We start from the raw sequence: 22443 nt of genomic DNA, 5'->3' as shown, positions 1-22443 counted from the left end.
CCGTTATTCGGACCGGCCGAGTTCCCGGTGGATGAACTCGAACATCTCGTCGTCGGACGCGGCCTCGATCCGCCGCGTGACCCGTTCGCCGCCGGACCGGCTTTCGGTCCACCGCGCGAGGACCCGCTGCAGGCGGGCCGCGACCAGCTCGTGGGTCTGCTCGTCCGGCGCCGCGCCGGCCAGCAGGGCCTCGAACCGGTCCAGTTCCTCGGTGAGCCCGGCCTCGCCGGGGTCGCCGAGCAGTTCCGCCCGCAGGAACGCGGCCAGCGCGGCCGGGGCGGGGTGGTCGAAGACCAGCGTCGCCGGGAGGGCGAGGCCGGTCGCCGCGCCGAGCCGGTTGCGCAGCTCGATCGCGGTCAGCGAGTCGAAGCCGAGGTCCTTGAACGCCCGGTCCGGCTCGACCTCCGCCGCGTCGTCGTGGCCGAGCGCGGCCGCGGCTTCGGTGCGGACCAGCTCGGCCAGCAGCCGGTCCTGCTCCGCGGGGGTGAGGCCGTCGAGCCGCCGCGCGAACCCGCCGTCGGCGACCGGGGTGTCCGGCGCCAGCGCTGCCTGCACCTCGGGCAGGGCCGCGAGGAGCGGGCTCGGGCGGCGCATCGTGAACGCGGGGGCGAACCGGGCCCAGTCGACGTCCGCGACGGTGAGCGTCGCTTCGCCCGCGTCGACCGCCTGCGCCAGCGCGGTGATCGCGTGCCGCGTGTCCATCATGCGCAGGCCCCGGCGCGCGAACTCCTCGCCGCCGGCACCCATGCCCGCGCCCGCCCACATGCCCCACGCCACCGAGGTGGCGGCGAGCCCGCGAGTGCGGCGGTTCACCGCGAGGGCGTCGAGGGCGGCATTGCCGGCCGCGTAGGCCGGTTGCCGCGCGCTGCCCCAGGTGGCGGCGATGGAGGAGAACAGCACGAACGCGTCGAGGTCCGTGGTGAGCTCGTCGAGCCAGCGGGCGCCGTCGACCTTGGCCGCGACGACGTGCTCGTGTTCGGCGAGCGTGGTTTCGGCGGTCGGCGTGACCTGGCCGAGGCCGGCCGCGTGCACGACGGCGGTCAGGCCGGGCAGCCGGTCCAGGACCGCCGCGAGGTGCCCGCGGTCGGCGGCGTCGCAGGCGAAGACGTCGACGGCGGTGCCCAGCCCGGCCAGTTCGGCGGCCTGGGCGGCCACGCCGTCCGCGCCGGGGCCGCGGCGGCTGGTGAGCGCCACGTGCGGGGCACCGCGGCCGGCCAGCCAGCGGCCGACGTGCCCGCCGAGACCACCCGTGCCGCCGGTGACGAGCACGCTGCCCCGCGGTGTCCAGGGCCGGGTGCGGGCCGGGACCGGCGCGTGGTGCAGCCGCCGTCCGAAGACGCCGCCGGGCCGGATCGCGACCTGGTCCTCCCCGGTGCCGGCCAGGACCGCGCGCAGCCGGGCCACCGCCGTCTCGTCCACTGTGGACGGCAGGTCGGCGAGCCCGCCCCAGCGGTCCGGGTGTTCCAGGCCGACGACCCGCCCGAGGCCCCAGATCTGCGCCTGGGCCGGGTCGGCGACCGGTTCGCCGGGAGCGGAGGCGACCGCGCCGGTGGTGAGCACCCACAGCGGCGCGGTGACGTCGAGGTCGCCGAGCGCCTGGATCAGGGCGAGGGTCGTCGCCACGCCCGGGGGCACCGCACCGGTCCCGCCCGCGGCGGGCAGGGCCACGACGCCGGTGACGTCTTCGACGACCCCGGCGAGTGCTTCGGCCAGTTCGGTCCGGTCGGTCGCCGTCGTCTCGACGAGCACGGTCCGGGCTCCGGACAAGGCCCGCAGGCAGTCTTCCGTGGCGCGGGCCGGGTCGGCGACGACGAGCCAGGTGCCGGTGGGCGCGGCCGGGCCGGGCTCGGCGAGGGGTTCCCAGCCGACGCGGTACCGCCAGCCGGCGACGGCGGAGGCGTCCCGTTCGCGGCGGCGGTAGGCGGCCAGCGCCGGGAGCACCTCGCGCAGCGGCTGGTCGCCGCCGACGGCCAGGGCGTCCGTGACGCGCCGCAGGTCGCCCTGCTCGACGGCGGTCCAGAACGCGGAGTCGCCGGCGGGCGCGGCCGGGGCCGCGGGCTTCGGCCAGAACCGCTGGTGCCGGAACACCGTGGTGGGCAGGGAGATCCGGCGGCCGCGGGAGACGGCGGTCCAGTCGACGGCCACCCCGCGCACGTAGGCCTGCGCGAGCCCGGTCACCACCGGGGTGTCCTTGCGCAGGACCGGCACGAACGCGCCGTCCGGGCAGGAGGCCGGGGCCAGCGCCGACAGGGTGCCGTCCGGGCCGATCTCGAGAAACACCGAGACCCCTTGGGCGGCCAGGGCTTCGACCGCGGCGCCGAACCGCACCGCCGCCCGCGCCTGTGCGGGCCAGTACGCCGCGTCGGGTGCCTCGACGGGGGCTCCGGCCAGCGCACCGACCCACGGCACGCGCGGGCTCGCGTACGTCAGCCCGGCGGCGACCTCGGCGAGGTCGTCCAGGACCGGGTCCATCAGGTGCGAGTGGAAAGCATGGCTGACGCGCAGCCGCCGCACCCGGCGCCCGCGTTCCCGCCACCGCTCGACGACGGCGTCGACCTCGCCGGCGGCGCCCGAGACGACCACGGACGACGGCCCGTTCACCGCCGCGAGCGAGACATCCGCCAGATCCGGGGTGATCTCCGCTTCGGTCGCCTCGATCGCCGCCATCGCGCCGCCCTCGGGCAGGGCCTGCATCAACCGCGCCCGGTGGGCCACCAGGCGGGCGGCGTCCGGGAGCGTCAGGACTCCGGCGGCGTGCGCCGCGGCGATCTCGCCCACCGAGTGCCCGGCGACGGCGTCCGGCCGGATACCGCACGCGGCCAGCAGCGCGACGAGACCGACCTCGACCGCGAACAAGCCTGTCTGCGCGTAGAGCGTCTGGTCCGCGCGGTCGTCCTCGCCCTCGCCGAGCACGACCTCACGAACCGGCAGCTCCAGCTCGGCCTCGACCAGCGCGATGGCCTCGTCGAACGCCGCCGCGAACACCGGGCTCGCCGCATACAGCTCGCGACCCATCCCGGCGCGCTGGCTGCCCTGCCCGGCGAACAGGAACCCGATCCGGCCGGCGCCCGCGGCGGGCACGGTTCCGGTGACCACGCTCGCCGCCGACCGGCCGTCGGCCAGCGCGGCCAGCCCGGCGAGGACGTCGCCGGTCACCACCGCGCGGTGCTCGAACGCGGTCCGGGTGGTGGCCAGGGAGAAGCCGACGTCGGCCGGGTCGAGGTCCGGGTGGGCGAGGACGAACTCGCGCAGCCGCGCGGCCTGCTCGGCCAGTGCCTCGGCCGACCGGGCCGAAACCGGCCACGCCGTGCCCGCCAGCACCGGGGCTTCCGGCGTGGTGTCCTCGGGCTCCGGGCCGGGAGCTTCTTCGAGGACGACGTGGGCGTTGGTGCCGCTGATGCCGAACGCGGACACCCCGGCCCGCCGTGGCCGCTCGCCCGGCGTCCACTCGACCGGCTCGCGCAGCAGTTCGACGTTCCCGGACGTCCAGTCCACGTGCGGCGACGGTTCGTCCACGTGCAGCGTCGCGGGGAGTTTCCCGTGACGCAGGGCGAGCACCATCTTGATCACCCCGGCCACCCCCGCAGCCTGCTGGCTGTGCCCGATGTTGGACTTCACCGAGCCCAGCCACAGTGGTTCGGCGCGGTCCTGCCCGTACGTCGCGAGCAGCGCCTGGGCCTCGATGGGGTCACCCAGCGCGGTCCCGGTGCCGTGCGCCTCCACGACGTCGACGTCCGAAGTGGACAGACCGGCGTTCGCCAGCGCGGCCCGGATCACCCGCTGCTGCGACGGCCCGTTCGGGGCGGTGAGGCCGTTCGACGCGCCGTCCTGGTTGGTCGCGCTGCCGCGGAGGACCGCGAGGACCTCGTGGCCGTGGCGACGCGCGTCGGAAAGCCGTTCCAGCAGCACCATCCCGGCGCCTTCGGCCATGCCCATGCCGTCCGCCGCGGCGGCGAAGGCCTTGCAGCGGCCGTCGGCGGCGAGGACGCGCTGCCGCGAGAAGCCGACGAACTCGGCCGGGTCGGCCATCACCAGGACACCGCCGGCCAGGGCGAGGGAACACTCCCCCGAGCGCAGGGCCTGGGCGGCCAGGTGCAGGGCGACCAGCGACGACGAGCACGCCGTGTCGATGGTGACGGCCGGGCCTTCCAGGCCGAGCGTGTAGGAGATCCGGCCGGACAGCACGCTGCCGGTGTTGCCGGTGATGAGGTGCCCTTCGACGCCCTCGAACTCGCCCGCGCCGAGGTAGCCGGACGGCGCCGCCCCGGCGAACACCCCGGTGGCCGTCCCGCGCAGCGACGCCGGGTCGATGCCCGCGCGTTCGACGGTCTCCCAGGCGATCTCCAGCAGCAACCGCTGCTGCGGGTCCATGGCCAGTGCTTCCCGCGGCGAGATCCCGAAGAAGCCCGCGTCGAACCCGGCGACACCGCGCAGGAAGCCGCCCTGCGAGACGTACGACGTACCGGGGTTGTCGGGGTCGGGGTCGAACAGGCCCTCGGTGTCCCAGCCGCGGTCGGGCGGGAACGCGGTGATCGCGTCGCCGCCGGCCTCCAGGAGCTCCCAGAGCGCTTCCGGGCTCTCGACGCCCCCGGCGTACCGGCAGCCCATGCCGACGATGACGACCGGGTCGGTCTCCGTGACCGGGCCACCGGTGCTGACCGGGGCCGGCTCGGCCGTGCCGACCAGCCGCCCGACGATCTCGCGGGCCAGCACGTCGGGAGCCGGGTAGTCGAAGACCACGGTGGACGGCAGCTTCAGCCCGGTTGCCGTGTTGAGCCGGTTGCGCAGTTCCACCGCCGTCAGCGAGTCGAAGCCCAGATCGCGGAACGCCCGCGCGGCCGGGACGTCGCCGGCGGACGTGTGGCCCAGCACCGCGGCGGCGTGCTGCCGCACCAGCTCGGCGGTGACGCGCACCTGCTCGGACGCAGCCAGCCCGGCGAGCTTCGCGGCCAGTTCCCCGGTCGCCGCCGGGATGTCCGCTTCGGACTCGTGCGCTTCGGGGATCAGGTCCAGCAGCGGCCGTTCGCGGGCGGCGGTGAACACCGGGGCGAACCGCGCCCAGTCGACGTCGGCCAGCGCGATGAACGTCTCGTCGTCGTCGAGGACCTGGCCCAGCGCGGTGAGGGCGCGATCGGGGTCGAGGAAGTTCATCCCCTGCCGGACCAGCCGGGCCGGGGTGACGCTGCCGGGGCGTTCTTCGAGGAGCGCGTCGACGGCGGCCCAGTCGCGGGTGTCCCAGACACCCCAGGCGATCGACGTTCCGGGCAGGCCACGGGACCGGCGGTCCTCAGCGAGGGCGTCGAGGTAGGCGTTGCCCGCGGCATAGGCGCCGTGGTCGTTGCTGCCCCAGGTCGCCGAAATCGAGGAGAACAAGACGAACGCGTCCAGGTCGAGATCCGCGGTCAGCTCGTCGAGCCAGCGCGCCCCGGCCGCCTTCGCGCCCAGGGCCACCGAGAGGCCTTCGACGCTGGTGTCGTCGAGCGGGGTCACGTAGGCGGTGCTCGCCGAGTGCAGCACCGAGCTGAGCGCGGGCCCGGTCCGGCCGATCGTGTCGAGCAGGCCCGCGAGCTGCGCGCGGTCGGCGCTGTCGCAGCTGACGACGTCGACCTGCGCGCCGCCGTCGGCGATTTCCGCGGCCAGGACGGCGATTCCGCCGGCCGACGGCCCGGACCGGCTGGTCAGCACGACCCGTTCGGCGCCGCGGCCGGCCAGCCAGGTGCCGACCCGGCCACCGATCGAACCGGTGCCGCCGGTCAGCAGCACCGTGCCGCCGGGCCGCCACGAGCCGGTCGCGCGGCGGGGCGCGGACCGGACCAGGCGGCGGGCGAACACCCCGCCCGGCCGGACGGCGATCTGGTCCTCGGCGCCGGTCAGGGCCGCGCAGACCCGGGCGGCCGTGCGCTCGTCCCACTGCCCCGGCAGGTCGACCAGCCCGCCCCAGCGGCCGGCGTACTCGAGCCCGGCGACCCGGCCGAGTCCCCAGGCCTGGGCCTGGACGGGGCTGGTCAGCGGCTCGCCGGGGGTGGTGGCGACCGCGCCGCGGGTGAGCACCCACAGCGGGGCGCCGATCCCGGCGTCGCCGAGGGCCTGGATGAGGCCGAGGGTGCCCGCGGCGCCGCGCGGGACGGCCGGGAAGCCGGGCAGCGGCGACTCGTCGAGGGCGAGCGCCGAGACCACCCCGGCGACCGGGCCGGTCACCAGCGCGCGCAGGATCCCGGCGAGGGTCACGCGGTCGTGGTCGCCCGTGCCGAGGGTGACGACGTCGGCGCCGCGGTCGGCCAGCGCCCGGGCGGTGTCGCGGGCTTCGGGCGCGTCCCCGGCCACGAGCCAGGTGCCGGTGACCACGGCGGGGGTCTCCGGCACCGGGGTCCAGGTGATCCGGTAGCGCCAGTCCGCGACGGTGGAGCCGGTTCGTTCGCGGCGGCGCCAGGCGGCCAGTGCGGGGAGGACGTCGTCGAGCCCGGTGCCGCCGACGTCGAGGAGCCCGGCCAGCTCGGCGGTGTCGCCGCGGTCGACCGCCGCCCAGAAGCGGGACTCGGCCGGGTCCGCGGCCGGGCGGGCCGGCTCGTCGGGCCAGAACCGGCGGCGCCGGAAGGCGTAGGTGGGCAGCGGGGTCCGGGTGCCGCCGCCGAGGACGGCGGCCCAGCCGACCGGCACGCCGCGGACGAAGGCCTCACCGAAGGAGGTGAGCAGCCGCTGGGCGCTGCCGTCGGCGCGGCGGAGGGTGCCGGTGACGACCGGGTCCTCGAGGGTGTCGGCGATGGCGCCGGTCAGGACCGGGTGCGGGGACGTCTCGACGAACACGCGGTGCCCCCGCTCGCCCAGGACGCGGATCGCCCGTTCGAATTCGACGGGTTCGCGGAGGCTGGCCGCCCAGTAGGCCGGGTCCAGCTCGGGACCGGTGATCCACTCGCCGGTCATGGCCGACACCATCGGGATCTCCGCTTCTCGTGGGGAAATTCCCTGCAGTACCGAGATGATTTCGTCCCGCAGGGCATCGACCTGGGCGGAGTGGGAGGCGTAGTCCACCGGGATGATCCGGGTCCGGACATCCGCGGCTTCGGCCAGTTCCCGCAATGCTTCCGGTTCTCCGGAGACCACAGTGGACTGAGGGCCGTTCACCGCCGCGACCGACAGCCGAGAGCCCCACGGCTTGATCCGCTCCCGGACCGCGTCCGCGGCTTCGGCGACCGACATCATGCCGCCATGACCCGCCAACGCGGTCAGCACCTTGCTGCGCAACGCGACCACGCGAGCACCGTCCTCAAGGGACAGTGCGCCCGCCACCACCGCCGCCGCGATCTCACCCTGGGAGTGACCCACCACCGCGTCGGGCACGACACCGGCAGCACGCCAGACCTCGGCGAGGGAGACCATCACCGCCCACAACGCGGGCTGCACCACGTCCGCAGAGTCCAGATCATCCAAATCAAGGGATACGTAGGGCGACAGGGCCGCCGCGCACTCGGCCAGCCGCGCCGCGAACACCGGGCACGACTCCGCCAATTCGCGGCCCATCCCGGCCCACTGGCTGCCCTGGCCCGGGAAGACGAACGTGACGCGGCCGGCCGCGGCGGGGGTGACCGCGCCGGTCACGACGCCGGGGGCGGGCTGCCCGGTCGCGACCGCGGCCAGGCCCGCGGCGAGGTCGCCGCCGGTCACCACGGCCCGGTGCTCGAACACCGGCCGCGTCGTCACCAGGGACCAGGCGACGTCCTCGGCGGGCCGGGCCAGGACGTGTTCGCGCAGGCGGCCCGCCTGGGCGGCCAGGCCTTCGCCGGTGCGGCCGGTCACGACCCACGCCGGGGCGGTCACCAGCGGCGGCGCCGGTTCCGGAGCCGCGGGTGGTTCCGGGGCCTCTTCGACGATGACGTGCACGTTCGTGCCGCTGACGCCGAACGCCGACACACCCGCGCGGCGCGGCCGGTCCCCGGCGGGCCAGGCCACCGGCTCGGTGAGCAGCCGGACGTTCCCGGCACTCCAGTCGACCTCGGGCGACGGCTCGGCGACGTGCAGCGTGCGGGGCAGTTCGCCGTGCCGCAGGGCCTGGACCATCTTGATGATCCCGGCCACCCCGGCCGCGGTCTGCGTGTGCCCGATGTTCGACTTCACCGACCCCAGCCACAGCGGCTCGTCGCGGTCCTGGCCATAGGTCTGAACGAGGGCATTGGCCTCGATCGGGTCGCCCAGGGCCGTCCCGGTGCCGTGCGCCTCGACCGCGTCGACGTCCTGAGCGGACAGACCGGCGTCGGCGAGCGCGGCCCGGATCACCCGCTGCTGCGACGGGCCGTTCGGGGCGGCGAGGCCGTTGGAGGCACCGTCCTGGTTGCTCGCGGTGCCGCGGATGACGGCCAGGACTTCGTGCCCGTTGCGGTGGGCGTCGGACAGGCGCTCCAGCAGGACCATGCCCGCGCCCTCACCCCAGCCGATGCCGTCGGCTCCGGCGGCGAACGCCTTGCAGCGGCCGTCGGCGGCCATGCCGCCCTGCTGGGAGAACTCCAGGAACGCCCCGGGCGTCGCGAGCACGGCGACCCCGCCCGCGAGAGCCAGCGAGCACTCGCCCGATCGCAGCGACTGGGCGGCCAGGTGCAGCGCGACCAGCGACGACGAGCACGCCGTGTCGACGGTGACGGCCGGGCCTTCGAGGCCGAGCGTGTAGGAGATGCGGCCGGAGATCACCGCGGTCAGGCCGCCGGTCATCAGGTAGCCCTCGGAGCCGCGGTCGCCGCCCGCGACGCCCATCCCGTACCCGGAGTGGGTGGCACCGGCGAAGACACCGGTGGCCGAGCCGCGCAGGGCGGCGGGGTCGATACCGGCCGCTTCCAGGGTCTCCCAGGCGACTTCGAGGAGCATGCGCTGCTGCGGGTCCATCGCGACGGCCTCGCGCGGGGAGATCCCGAAGAACCCGGCGTCGAACTCGGCGGCGTCGTAGACGAACCCGCCCTGGCGGACGTACTCGACGTCGTCGTGGCCGTAGGTGGCTTCGAGGCTTTCCCAGCCGCGATCGGCCGGGAAACCGGCGATCGCGTCCGTGCCGGCGGCGAGGAGGTCCCACAGCTGCTCGGGGCCGGTGACACCGCCGGGGAAGCGGCAGCCCATGCCGACGATGGCCAGTGGCTCGTCGCTCGCGGCGGCGACGGTGGCCGCCGCCCGCGTTTCGGTGCCGGTGAGCCGGCGGCCGAGGAACTCGGCGAGCGCGGCGGCGTTCGGGTAGTCGAAGACGAGCGTGGACGGCAGGCCGAGCCCGGTGGCGGCGGTGAGCCGGTTGCGCAGCTCGACGGCGGTCAGCGAGTCGAACCCGAGTTCCTTGAACGCCCGCCGCGGTTCGAGCGTGTCGGCGGTCGCGTGGCCGAGCACCGCCGCGGCTTCCGCCCGCACGAGGTCGGTCAGCAGCCGGTCCTGGTCGGCGCGCGACAGCCCGGCCAGCCGGCGGCCGAGTTCGCTCTCCGGCTCCGCGGCGGTGTCCACCGCCAGGGCGGCCTTGACCTCGGGCAGCCCGGCGACGAGCGGGCTCGGGCGGCGCAGGGTGAACGTGGGGGCGAACTTCGCCCAGTCGATGTCCGCGACGATCATCGTGGTCTCGTCCGCGTCCAGAACCTGGGCCAGGGCCTCGATCCCGCGTTCGGGGGCCATGACGCGCATGCCGAGGCCGCGCAGCTGCTCGCCGGCGGCCCCGCCGACCATGCCGCCGCCGCCCCAGAGTCCCCAGGCCACGGACGTCGCCGCCAGCCCGCGGGCCCGGCGGGCCTCGGCGAGCGCGTCGAGGTACGCGTTGCCCGCCGCGTACCCGGAAAGCCCGCCGCTGCCCCAGATCGCGGCACCCGAGGAGAACAGCACGAACGCGTCGAGGCCGGTGGTGAGTTCGTCCAGCCAGCGGGCGCCCCGGACCTTCGCCATGGTCGCCGAGGCGAGATCCGCGAACGTCGTTCCGGCGATCGGGCCGCCCTCGCCGACACCCGCCGCGTGCACCACCGTCGACAGGCCGGGACCGACCCGGTCGAGCAGCGCGGCCACCTGCGGCCGTTCGGCGACATCGCAGGCAATGACGTCCACCGCAGCCCCGCGGGCGGCCAGGTCCGCCACCAGCGCGGGCACACCGGCCGCCGCAGGACCGGACCGGCTGGTCAGCACCAGGCTCGTGGCACCGCGGCCGGTGAGCCAGCGGCCGGTGTGGCCGCCGATGGCGCCGGTGCCGCCGGTGATCAGGACGGTCCCGGACGGCTCGAACCGCCGCTGTTCCCGCGGTTCGGGCGCCCGGACCAGGCGGCGGGCCAGGACGCCCGACGGCCGCAGCGCGACCTGGTCCTCGTGCCCGGCGGAGAGGACCGCGCACAGCCGGGTGGCGGCGCGGTCGTCCCAGACGGCCGGGAGGTCGAGCAGCCCACCCCAGCGTTCCGGGTGCTCCAGGGCGGCTACCCGGCCGAAGCCCCACACCTGGGCCTGCTCCGGCGACACCGGGCCGTCGCCGGGGGCGGCGCCGCGGGTCAGCACCCACAGCGGCGCGTCGATCCCGGCCTGGACCAGGCGGAGAGTGGTCGCCAGGTCGTCGCCGTGCGCGACCACGCCCGCGTAGTCCCCGGCCGGGAGGTCATCCAAGGACGCCGTGACGACGTCCGCGCCGTGGCTGCGCAGGGCGTCCGCGATCTCGGCGGAGTCCCCGGCGAGCAGCCAGGTGCCGGACAGCGTGGCGGTCGCGGGCTCGGGGACGGGTGCCCAGGTGACCTGGTAGCGCCAGGTGTCGTCGGGCGTGATCTCGCGTTCGGGCCAGTAGCGTTCGTGCTGGAAGGCATAGGTGGGCAGGTCGACGATCTGTCCACTGAGGAGGGTGGGCCAGCCGACGGGGACCCCGCGGGTCCAGGCTTCGGCGAACGACCGGATCAGGCGGTCGGCGCCGCCGTCGTCGCGGCGGAGGGTCCCGACGGCCACCGCGCCGTCCAGGGTGTCGGCGATCGCGGTGGTGAGCACCGCGTGCGGCGAGGTCTCGACGAACACGCCGTGACCGCTCTCGCCCAGGACGCGGACCGCGCGTTCGAACTCCACCGGCTCGCGCAGGCTGGCCGCCCAGTAGGCCGGGTCCAGCTCGGGCCCGGCCAGCCACTCGCCGGTCATCGCCGACACCATCGGGATCTCCGCGTCCCGCGGGGAGATCCCGTCGAGAACGCGCAGGATATCCTCGCGCAGCGCATCGACCTGCGCCGAGTGCGAGGCGTAGTCCACCGGAATCATCCGGGTCCGGACATCCGCGCTGTCCGCCAGCTCCCGCAACGCCTCCGGCTCACCCGAGACCACAGTGGACTGCGGACCGTTCACCGCGGCCACCGACAACCGGTCACCCCACGGAGCAATCCGTTCCCGGACAGCCTCCGCCGGTTCGGCCACCGACAGCATCCCGCCGTGCCCGGCCAACGCCGTCAGAACCTTGCTGCGGAGAGCCACCACCCGAGCACCGTCCTCAAGGGACAACGCACCCGACACCACCGCCGCCGCGATCTCACCCTGCGAGTGACCCACCACCGCGTCCGGCGCGACACCGGCCGCCCGCCAGACCTCGGCCAGCGACACCATCACCGCCCACAACGCCGGCTGCACCACATCCGCGGAATCCAGGTCATCCAGATCGAGGTTCACATAGGGCGACAAGGCCGCGGCGCACTCCGCCAGCCGTGCCGCGAACACCGGACACGACTCGGCCAGCTCCCGGCCCATCCCGAGCCACTGGCTGCCCTGGCCGGGGAACACGAACACCGTCCGGCCCGCGGCCCCGGCCCTGCCGGTGACCAGGCCGGGCGCGGGCCGTCCGGCCGCGGCGGCGGCCAGGTCGCCGTCGAGCACGACCGCCCGGTGGCCGAACGCGGACCGGGTCGTGGCCAGTGACCAGGCGACGTCGGCCGGGTCCAGGTCCGGGTGGGCGAGGAGGTGCTCGCGCAGCCGGCCGGCCTGGGCGGCGAGCGCGGGGGCGGTGCGCCCGGAAAGGAGCCACGGCGTCGCGCCGGTGGTGACCACCGGCTGCCGCGGTTCGGCGGGCGCGTCGTCGAAGGCGGGCGCGTCCTCGACGATCACGTGCGCGTTGGTGCCGCTCATGCCGAACGCCGACACCCCGGCCCGCCGCGGCCGGTCGCCCGCCGGCCACGCCACCGGCTCCCGCAGGAGCGCAACGTTGCCCGCGGACCAGTCGACGTGCGGGGTCGGCTCGGAGACGTGCAACGTCCGCGGCAGCGAACCGTGCCGCAGGGCGAGGACCATCTTGATGACCCCGGCCACGCCCGCTGCCTGCTGAGCGTGGCCGAGGTTGGACTTGAGGGACCCCAGCCACAGCGGGGTCTCCCGGTTCTGGCCGTAGGTGGCGAGCACGGCCTGGGCCTCGATCGGGTCGCCGAGCGTGGTGCCGGTGCCGTGGGCCTCGACGACGTCGACCTGCTCGGCGCTCACCCGGGCGGCGGCCAGCGCGGAGCGGATCACGCGCTGCTGCGACGGCCCGTTGGGCGCGGTCAGGCCGTTCGACGCCCCGTCCTGGTTCACCGCCGTGCCCGTGACCACGGCCAGCACCCGGTGCCCGTTGCGCCGCGCATCCGAGAGCCGCTCGACCACCAGCACCCCGGCACCCTCGGCCCAGCTCGTGCCGTCGGCGCCGGCCGAGAACGACTTGCACCGGCCGTCGGCCGCCAGGCCGTTCTGCCGGGCGAAGTCCGCGAACGTGCCGGCGGTGGCCATCACCGTGACGCCGCCGGCCAGTGCCAGACCGCATTCGCGGTTGCGCAGGGCCTGCACCGCCAGGTGGAGGGCGACCAGCGACGACGAGCACGCCGTGTCCACCGTGACCGCGGGACCTTCGAGGCCCAGGGCGTAGGACACGCGGCCGGAGATCACGCTGGCGGCGTTGCCGGTCATCAGGTAGCCCTCGGCGCCGCTGGGGTCCTCGAGGAGGACGTTGCCGTAGCCCGACGACGCCGCACCGGCGAACACCCCGGTCCGGGAGCCCTTCAGCCCCGCCGGGTCGATCCCGGCGCGTTCCAGGGCCTCCCAGGTGACTTCGAGCAGCATGCGCTGCTGCGGGTCCATGGCGAGGGCCTCGCGCGGGGAGATCTCGAAGAACCCGGCGTCGAACTCGGCCGCGTCGTGGACGAACCCGCCCTGGTGGGCATAGCCGTCGCCGAGGTCCCAGCCGCGGTCGGCCGGGAACCCGGACACGGCATCGGTGCCCGAGTCCACCAGCGACCACAGGTCTTCCGGGCTCCGCACGCCGCCGGGCAGCCGGCAGCCCATGCCGACGATCGCGATCGGCTCGTGCTCGGCGGCTTCCTTGCGGCGCAACCGATTGCGGGTTTCCTGGAGCTCGGCCGACGCCTTCTTGAGGTAGTCGAAGAGCTTTTCCTGACTCTCCATCACAGGCTCCCGAACTCCTTGTCGAGGAAATCGAACACTTCGCCGGGGGTGGCCGAATCGAACGCGATCGCGGTCCCCGCCCCCGGGTCGCGGTCCAGGCCGGCGAGGATGCCGCGCAGGCGGCGGCCGACGTCCTCGCGCACGGCCGGGTCGTCGACCCCGGCCAGCCCGGCCTCCAGGCGGTCCAGCCCGGCGAACAGCGCGCCCGGCCCGGCTTCTTCTTCGCCGGCCAGCTCGGCCCGCAGGTACGCGGCGAGCGCGGCGGCGGTGGGGTGGTCGAAGACCAGCGTCGCGGGCAGGGTGAGGCCCGTGGCCGCGCCGAGCCGGTTGCGCAGCTCGACCGCGGTGAGCGAGTCGAAGCCGAGGTCCCCGAACGGGCGGTCGGCGTCGACCGCGCCGGTGCCGGAGTGCCCGAGCGCGGCGGCGGCCTCGGTGCGGACCAGTTCGGCCAGCAGCCGGTCCTGGTCTGCCCGCGCGAGCCCGGCCAGCCGTCCGGCCAGGCCGCCGTCGCCGGCCGGGACGGGCTCGGCCAGCGCGGCCACCGCCTCCGGCACCGAGGTCAGCAGCGGGCTGGGCCGGCGCAGGGTGAACGTCGGCGCGAAGGCGGGCCAGTCGACGTCGGCGACCGCCACCGCGGTCTCGTCCGCGTCGACGGCCTGGGCCAGTGCCCGGATGCCGAGCCGCGGGTCCATCGCCCGGACCCCGAACCGGCTCAGCTTCTCCCCCGCCTCGCCGCCGCCCATCCCGGCACCGCCCCACACACCCCAGGCGACCGAGGTGGCGACCGCGCCGCGGGCCCGGCGGGCCTCGGCGAGCGCGTCGAGGAAGGCGTTCGCGGCGGCGTACCCGGGCTGCAGCGCGCTGCCCCAGGTCGCCGAGATCGACGAGAACAGCACGAACGCGTCGAGGTCGCCGGTCAGCTCGTCGAGCCAGACCGCCCCGGCGGCCTTGCCCGCGAGGGAGTCCGCGAGCCCGGCCGGGTCGAGGTCGGCGACCGCGATGCCCTGCCCGATGCCCGCGGCGTGCACGACGGCGGTGAGGTCCGGGCCGATCCGCGCCAGGACCCCGGCGACGTCGGCGCGGCGGGCGGTGTCACTCGCCAGGACGTCGACCGCGCTGCCCTGCCCGGCCAGCTCGGCCGCCAGCTCCGCCACCCCGGCGGCGGCGGGACCGGACCGGCTGGTGAGCACCAGCCGCGGCGTGCGCCGTCCGGCGAGCCAGCGGCCGACGTGCCCGCCGATGCCACCGGTGCCCCCGGTGACCAGCACGGTCCCGGACGGCGTCCAGGTGCGGCCGGGCCGCGGCGCGGGCGCGTGGACGAGCCGCCGGGCGAGGATGCCGGACGGCCGCAGCGCGACCTGGTCCTCGCCGGTGCCCGCCAGGACCGCCGCGAGCCGGGCCGCGGCCCGCTCGTCCATTGTGGACGGCAGGTCGATCAGCCCACCCCAGCGGTCCGGGTGCTCCAGGCCGACCACCCGGCCCAGGCCCCAGGCCGGCGCCTGGGCGGGGTTCGCCGGGCCTTCGCCGGGGGTGGCCGCGACGGCGCCGCGGGTCAGCACCCACAGCGGCGTTCCCTCCCGCACCGTCTGGGCCAGGGTCAGGGTGGCGGCCAGGCCGCGGGTCAGCACGGGCGAGCCGTCGACCGGGGTCTCGTCGAGAGCGAGCACCGAGACGATCCCGGCGTAGTCCCCGTCCGGCACGGTCTCGCGGGCCGTCACGACCTCGGCGCCGTGGGCGGTGAGCGCGGCTTCGACCTCGGCGGACTCGCCGGCCAGCAGCCAGGTGCCGGACAGCGCCGCCGGCGCGGGTTCGGCGACCGGCGTCCAGGTGACGTGGTAGCGCCAGTCCGCCACGGCGGCGTCTTCCCGCCACTTCGTCAGCTCGGGCAGGACCTCGCGGAACGGCCGGTCCGGGTCGACCGCGAGGCTCTCGAGCGCGGCCCAGAACCCGGAGTCGTCGGTCGCTTTCCGGCTCTCGGGCCAGAAGTGCCGGTGCTGGAAGGCGTATGTGGGCAGGTCGACCCGCTGTCCACCGAGGACGGCCCGCCAGTCGACGTCGACGCCGTGCGCGTAGGCCGTGCCGAGGGCGGTGACGACGACGTCCTTGTGCAGCACCGGGATGAAAGCGGCGGCCGGCAGCACGCCGGCGCCCATCGACGACAGGGTGCCGTCCGGCCCGATCTCGAAGATGACCGAGACGCCTTGGGCGGCCAGGGTCTGCACGGCGTCCGCGAACCGGACGGCCTGCCGGGCCTGCGCGGGCCAGTACCCGGCGTCGGGGGCTTCGACGAGCGCGCCGGTCAGCGCGCCGGCCCACGGCACGCGCGGGTTCGCGTACGTCAGCCCCGCGGCGACCTCGGCGAGGTCGTCCAGGACGGGGTCCATCCGGCCGGAGTGGAAGGCGTGGCTGACGCGCAGCCGCCGCACCCGGCGTCCCTGCTCGCGCCACCGCTCCACGACCTTCTCGACGGCTTCGACGGCACCCGAGACCACCACCGAGGCCGGGCCGTTCACCGCCGCGAGCGAGACATCCGCCAGGTCCGGGGTGATCTCCGCTTCGGTCGCCTCGATCGCCGCCATCGCGCCGCCCTCGGGCAGGGCCTGCATCAACCAGGCCCGGTGCGCGACGAGCCGGGCCGCGTCGGCCAGGCTGAGCACCCCGGCCGCGTGCGCCGCCGCGATCTCGCCCACCGAGTGCCCGGCGACGGCGTCCGGCCGGATGCCGCACGCGGCCAGCAGCGCGACCAACCCGACCTCGACCGCGAACAAGCCTGTCTGCGCGTACAGCGTCTGGTCCGCGCGGTCGTCCTCGCCCTCGCCGAGCACGACCTCACGAACCGGCACCTCCAATTCGGCCTCGACCAGCGCACACGCCTCGTCGAACGCCGCCGCGAACACCGGACTCGCCGCATACAGCTCGCGACCCATCCCCGCCCGTTGACTGCCCTGCCCGGCGAAGACGAACCCGATCCGGCCGGGCTTGGCCACGCCGGTGACGACGCCCGCGGCGGATCGCCCGGCCGCCAGGGCGGCGAGTCCGTCGGAGAGGTCGCCGGTGATCACGGCGCGGTGGTCGAACGCGGCCCGGGTGGTGGCCAGCGAGAAGCCGACGTCGGCCGGGTCGAGATCCGGGTGCCGCAGGAGGTGTTCGCGCAGCCGCGCGGCCTGCGCGGGCAGGGCTTCGGCGTCACGGGCGGACAGCACCCACGCCGAGCCGCTCAGGGCCCGGGCCACGGGTTCGGCCGGTTCCGCGGGTTCCGGCGCCTCTTCGAGGATGACGTGGGCGTTGGTGCCGCTGATCCCGAACGCCGACACCCCGGCCCGCCGCGGCCGCTCACCCGGCGTCCACTCGACCGGCTCGCGCAACAGCTCGACGTTCCCGGACGTCCAGTCCACATGCGACGACGGCTCGTCCACGTGCAGCGTCGCGGGAAGTTTCCCGTGACGCAGGGCGAGCACCATCTTGATCACCCCCGCCACCCCCGCCGCCTGCTGGCTGTGGCCGATGTTCGACTTGACCGACCCCAGCCGCAGCGGCTCCGCCCGGTCCTGGCCGTAGGTGGCGAGGATGGCCTGCGCCTCGATGGGATCGCCCAGCGCGGTGCCGGTGCCGTGCGCCTCGACCGCGTCGACGTCCGAAGTGGACAGTCCCGCGTTCGCCAGCGCGGCGCGGATCACCCGCTGCTGCGACGGCCCGTTCGGCGCGGTGAGACCGTTCGAAGCGCCGTCCTGGTTGGTCGCGGTGCCCTTGACCAGCGCCAGCACGGGGTGGCCGTTCCGGCGTGCGTCGGACAGGCGCTCCAGCAGCACCATGCCCGCGCCCTCGGCCAGCCCCATCCCGTCCGCCGCTTCCGCGAACGCCTTGCAGCGCCCGTCGGCGGCGAGGACGCGCTGCCGCGAGAAGCCGACGAACTCGGCCGGGTCGGCGATCACCATCACGCCACCGGCGAGGGCCAGCGAGCACTCGCCCGACCGCAGCGCCTGCGCCGCCAGGTGCAGGGCCACCAGCGACGACGAACACGCCGTGTCGACGGTGACCGCCGGGCCCTCCAGGCCGAGCGTGTAAGAGATCCGCCCGGACAGCACGCTGCCGGTGTTGCCCGTGATCACGTACCCCTCGGTGCCGCTGTCGGCCCCGGCGAGCCCGGCGCCGTAGCCGGACGGGGCGGCGCCGGCGAAGACGCCGGTCGGCGTGCCGCGCACGGTTTCCGGGTCGATGCCCGCGCGTTCGAGCGTCTCCCACGCGACTTCGAGGAGCAGGCGCTGCTGCGGATCCATGGCCAGGGCCTCGCGGGGGTTGATCCCGAAGAACCCGGCGTCGAACCCGGCGACACCACGCAGGAAGCCGCCTTCGGCGACATAGGTCGTGCCCGCGCGGTCGGGATCGGGATCGAGCAGGCCTTCGGTGTCCCAGCCGCGATCGGCCGGGAACCCGGTGATCGCGTCACCGCCGGACTCCAGGAGCTCCCACAGCGCTTCCGGGCTCTCGACGCCACCGGCGTACCGGCAGCTCATGCCGACGATGGCGATCGGGTCCGTCGCCGTCGCCGGGCCGCCGGCCGTGACCGGCGTGGCTTCCTCCGCTCCGAAGAGCCGCCCGACGATCTCCCGCGCCAGCGCGGCGGGATTCGGGTAGTCGAAGACCACCGTGGAGGGCAGCTTGAGCCCGGTCGCCGTGGTGAGCCGGTTCCGCAGCTCCACCGCCGTCAGCGAATCGAAGCCGAGGTCGCGGAACGCCCGCGTCGCCGGGACGTCCTCGGCGGAGGTGTGGCCCAGCACCGCGGCGGCGTGCTGCCGGACCAGCTCGGCGGTGACGCGCACCCGCTCGGCCGGGTCCAGCCCGGTCAGCCGCGCTTCCAGCTCCCCGGTTTCCCCGGTCTCGGCCGGGGCGGGGGCGGCGTGCGTTCCGGCGAGCAGGTCGAGCAGCGGCCGCTCGCGGGCCGCGCCGAACACGGGCGCGAACCGCGTCCAGTCGACGTCGGCCAGCGCGATGAACGTCTCGTCGTCGTCGAGGACCTGGCCCAGCGCGGTCAGGGCCTGGTCCGGGTCGAGGAAGCGGATGCCCTGGCGCAGCAGCTTCGCCGGGGTGACGGCCTGGTCCTGGTCCGCGGCGGCGTCGACGGCGGCCCAATCACGGGTGTCCCAGACACCCCAGGCGATCGACGTCCCCGCCAGCCCGCGGGCCCGGCGTTCCTCGGCCAGCGCGTCCAAGTAGGCGTTGCCCGCGGCGTAGGCGCCGTGGTCGTTGCTGCCCCAGGTCGCCGAGATGGAGGAGAACAGGACGAACGCGTCGAGGTCGGTGGTCAGCTCGTCGAGCCAGCGCGCCCCGGCCGCCTTCGCGCCGAGGGCGGTGGCCAAGCCCGCATCGTCGGTGTCGGCCAGCGGGGCCAGGTAGCCGGTGTTGGCCGCGTGGAACACCGAGGTCAGCGCGGGTCCGGTGGCGGCGATCCGGTCCAGCAGGCCGGCGACCCGGGGCCGCTCGGCGAGGTCGCAGGCGACGACGTCGACGCGGGTCCCGGCGACCGCGAGGTCCGCGGCGAGGGCGGGCAGCCCGGGCGCGGCGGGGCCGGAGCGGCCGGTCAGCACGACGCGGCCGGCCCCGCGGCCGGCCAGCCAGCGGGCGACGTACGCCCCGGTGGAGCCGGTGCCGCCGGTGAGCAGGACGGTGCCGCGCGGCGCCCAGCGGCGCGGGCCGGCGCGGTGCCCGGGCGCGCGGACGAGGCGGCGGGCGAGGATGCCGGCGCCGCGGAGCGCGACCTGGTCCTCGCGCCCGGCGAGGACGGCGCACAGCCGAGCGCCGGTGCGTTCGTCCCAAGCCGGCGGGAGGTCGACGAGGCCGCCCCAGCGTCCGGGGTGTTCCAGGCCCACCACCCGGCCCAGGCCCCAGGCCTGGGCCTGCGCGGGCGCGGCGGGCTCGCCGGGCCCGGTCGCCACGGCACCGCGGGTCAGCACCCACAGCGGGGCGTCGATCCCGGCCCGGACCAGGTCCAGGGTCGCGACGAGCCCGGCCGTCGCCGTGCCGTTCACCGGGCGCTCGTCGAGGGCCAGCAGGGACACCACCCCGGTGAGCGGAGGCAGCGCCGCCGGTGCGGCGCCGGTTGCGGTGACCACCTCGGCGCCACCTGCGGTCAGGGCCTCGGCGACCGGCGCGGTCTCGGCCGGGTCGCCGAGGACCAGCCAGGTCCCGCACAACTGCACCGCACCGGGCTCCGGCACGGGGGCCCAGGTGACGTGGTAACGCCAGTCCGCGACGACCGACTCGGCGCGTTCGCGGCGGCGCCACGACTTCAGCGCGGGGAGGACCGGGCCGAGCCGGTCGTCGTCGACCTCGAGGGTCTCGGCCAGCTCGTGGAGGTCGCCGTTCTCCACCGCGGTCCAGAACCCGGACTCGGCGGTCTCCGGCTGCGCGGCGACGGCGGGCCGGGGCCAGAACCGCTGCCGCTGGAAGGCATAGGTGGGCAGCTCGACCGGCTGTCCACTCAGGACGGAAGCCCAGTCGACGGGCACACCGCGGGTCCAGGCTTCGGCGAACGACCGCAGGAGCCGGGGCGCGCCACCGTCGTCGCGACGCAGGGTGCCGACGGCCACCGGGTCGTCGAGGGTGTCGGCGATCGCGCCGGTGAGCACGGCGTGCGGCGACGTCTCGACGAACACGCCGTACCCCGACTCGCCGAGGGTCCGGATCGCGCGTTCGAACTCCACCGGCTCGCGCAGGCTCGCGAACCAGTACACCGCAGCCAGCTCCCCGGCCGGGGCACCGGTCATGGACGAGATCATCGGGATCTCGGGCGTTCGGGGGGTGATCCCGGCCAGCGCCGTGAGGATTTCGTCCCGCAGAGAGTCCACCTGCGCCGAATGCGACGCGTAGTCCACCGGGATCACCCGCGTCCGGGCTTCGGTGGCTTCGGCCAGCTCCCGCAAGGCGTCCGGCTCACCGGAGACCACAGTGGACAGCGGGCCGTTCACCGCGGCGACCGCGAGCCGCGCGCCCCACGGCTCGATCCGCGCCCGGACCACCGACGCGGGCTCGGCCACCGACATCATCCCGCCATGACCGGCCAGCGCCGTCAGTGCCTTGCTGCGGAGGGCGACCACGCGAGCACCGTCCTCAAGGGACAAAGCGCCCGAGACGACCGCGGCCGCGATCTCGCCCTGCGAGTGACCCACCACGGCATCCGGCTCGACACCGGCCGCCCGCCACACCTCGGCGAGCGACACCATCACCGCCCACAACGCCGGCTGCACGACGTCCGCGGCGCCGGAAGAGCCACCCAGGTCAAGGGAAACATAAGGCGCGAGCGCAGCTTCGCACTCCGCCAGCCGGGCCGCGAACACCGGGGACGCTTCGGCCAGCTCGCGGCCCATCCCGATCCACTGGCTGCCCTGGCCGGGGAACACGAACACCGTGCGCCCGGGCGTGGTGGCCGCAACCCCGGTCACCACACCGGCACCCGGCTGCCCCGTCGCCACCGCGGCCAGCCCCGCGGGGAGGTCGTCGCCGAGGACGACCGCGCGGTGTTCGAAGGTCGACCGCGTCGCACCCAGGGACCAGCCGATGTCCTCCGGCGCCCACGAGCCGCCCAGGACGTGCTCGCGCAGCCGGCCGGCCTGCCCGGCGAGCGCCGCCGCCGAGTGGGCCGAGACGACCCAGGCCGTGGTCCCGGACACGAGCGGCTGCCGCTCGGGCACGGCGGGATCGGCCGGGGCTTCTTCGAGCACGACGTGGGCGTTGGTGCCGCTGATCCCGAACGCCGACACCGCCGCGCGACGCGGGCGGCCGGGAGCCGGCCAGTCCCGGGAGTCCTGCAGCAGCCGGACGTTCCCCGCGCTCCAGTCGACCTGCGGGGTCGGCTCGTCGGCGTGCAGCGTCGGGGGCAGCACGCCGTGCCGCAGCGCGAGGACCATCTTGAGCACGCCCGCGACCCCGGCGGCGGTCTGCGTGTGCCCGATGTTCGACTTCACCGAGCCCAGCCACAGCGGCTCGGCACGGTCCTGCCCGTACGTCGCGAGCAACGCCTGCGCCTCGATCGGATCACCCAAAGACGTTCCGGTGCCGTGTGCTTCGACAACATCAACGTCCGAAGTGGACAGTTTCGCGTCGTCGAGCGCGGCGCGGATCACACGTTGCTGCGACGGGCCGTTCGGGGCCGAAAGCCCGTTGGAGGCGCCGTCCTGGTTGGTCGCGGAGCCGCGGACGACGGCGAGCACGCGGTGGCCGTTGCGGTGCGCGTCGGACAGCCGTTCCAGCACGACCATGCCCGCGCCCTCGCCCCAGCCGATCCCGTCGGCCCCGGCGGCGAACGCCTTGCAGCGGCCGTCGGCGGCCATGCCCTGCTGCTTCGAGAACTCGGCGAACGCCCCGGCGGTGGAGAGCACGGCGACCCCGCCGGCCAGCGCGAGCGAGCACTCCCCCGCCCGCAGCGCCCGCACGGCGAGGTGCAGGGCCACCAGCGACGACGAACACGCCGTGTCCACGGTGACCGCCGGGCCCTCCAGGCCCAGGGTGTAGGAGACGCGGCCGGAGATGACGCTGATCGCGTTGCCGGTCAGCACGTACCCCTCGGCGCCGTCGTCGATGCCGAGCAGGTTGGCCTCGTAGCGCGACGTCGAGGCGCCGGCGAACACGCCGGTCGCCGAGCCGCGCAGCGACGCCGGGTCGATGCCGCCCTGTTCGAGCGCCTCCCAGGACACCTCCAGGAGCAGCCGCTGCTGGGGGTCCATCCCCAGCGCCTCCCGCGGCGAGATCCCGAAGAACCCGGCGTCGAAGTCGGCCACGTCGTAGACGAAGCCGCCCTGGTGGGCGTAGCTGCCGGTGGTGTCCCAGCCGCGGTCGGCCGGGAACCCGGACACCGCGTCGGTACCCGCGGCCACGAGGTCCCACAGCTGGTCCGGCGTCCGGACCCCGCCCGGGAAGCGGCAGCCCATGCCGACGACGGCGATCGGCTCGTGCTCCCCGGATTCGAGCTGCTTCACCCGCTCGCGGCTGGTGTACAGCTCGGCGGCCAGCTTCTTCAGCGCGTCGAGCAGCTGCTGGTCATCGGTCACGACAGGTCCTTCCGCG

The 22443-nt window shown here is 75.6% G+C and carries 1 protein-coding gene and 1 pseudogene; both read right to left on the bottom strand.

The window, feature by feature from the left end; genetic code table 11:
• Positions 1–3: 3 nt before the first annotated feature.
• Complete coding sequence (locus I4Q55_RS34080) at positions 4–13383, bottom strand: type I polyketide synthase (protein ID WP_206793891.1); 13380 nt, start codon at positions 13381–13383, stop codon at positions 4–6.
• A pseudogene (locus I4Q55_RS34075) lies at positions 13383–22427 on the bottom strand (type I polyketide synthase); the annotation flags it as partial. The pseudogene I4Q55_RS34075 and the gene I4Q55_RS34080, both read right to left, overlap by 1 nt.
• Between the last annotated feature and the right edge of the window lie 16 nt (positions 22428–22443).

The organism is Amycolatopsis sp. MtRt-6 (assembly GCF_017308975.1).
Classification (GTDB): Bacteria; Actinomycetota; Actinomycetes; order Mycobacteriales; family Pseudonocardiaceae; genus Amycolatopsis.
The sequence above is the reverse complement of the archived record's forward strand: the minus strand, read 5'-3'. Positions and strand labels throughout refer to the sequence as shown.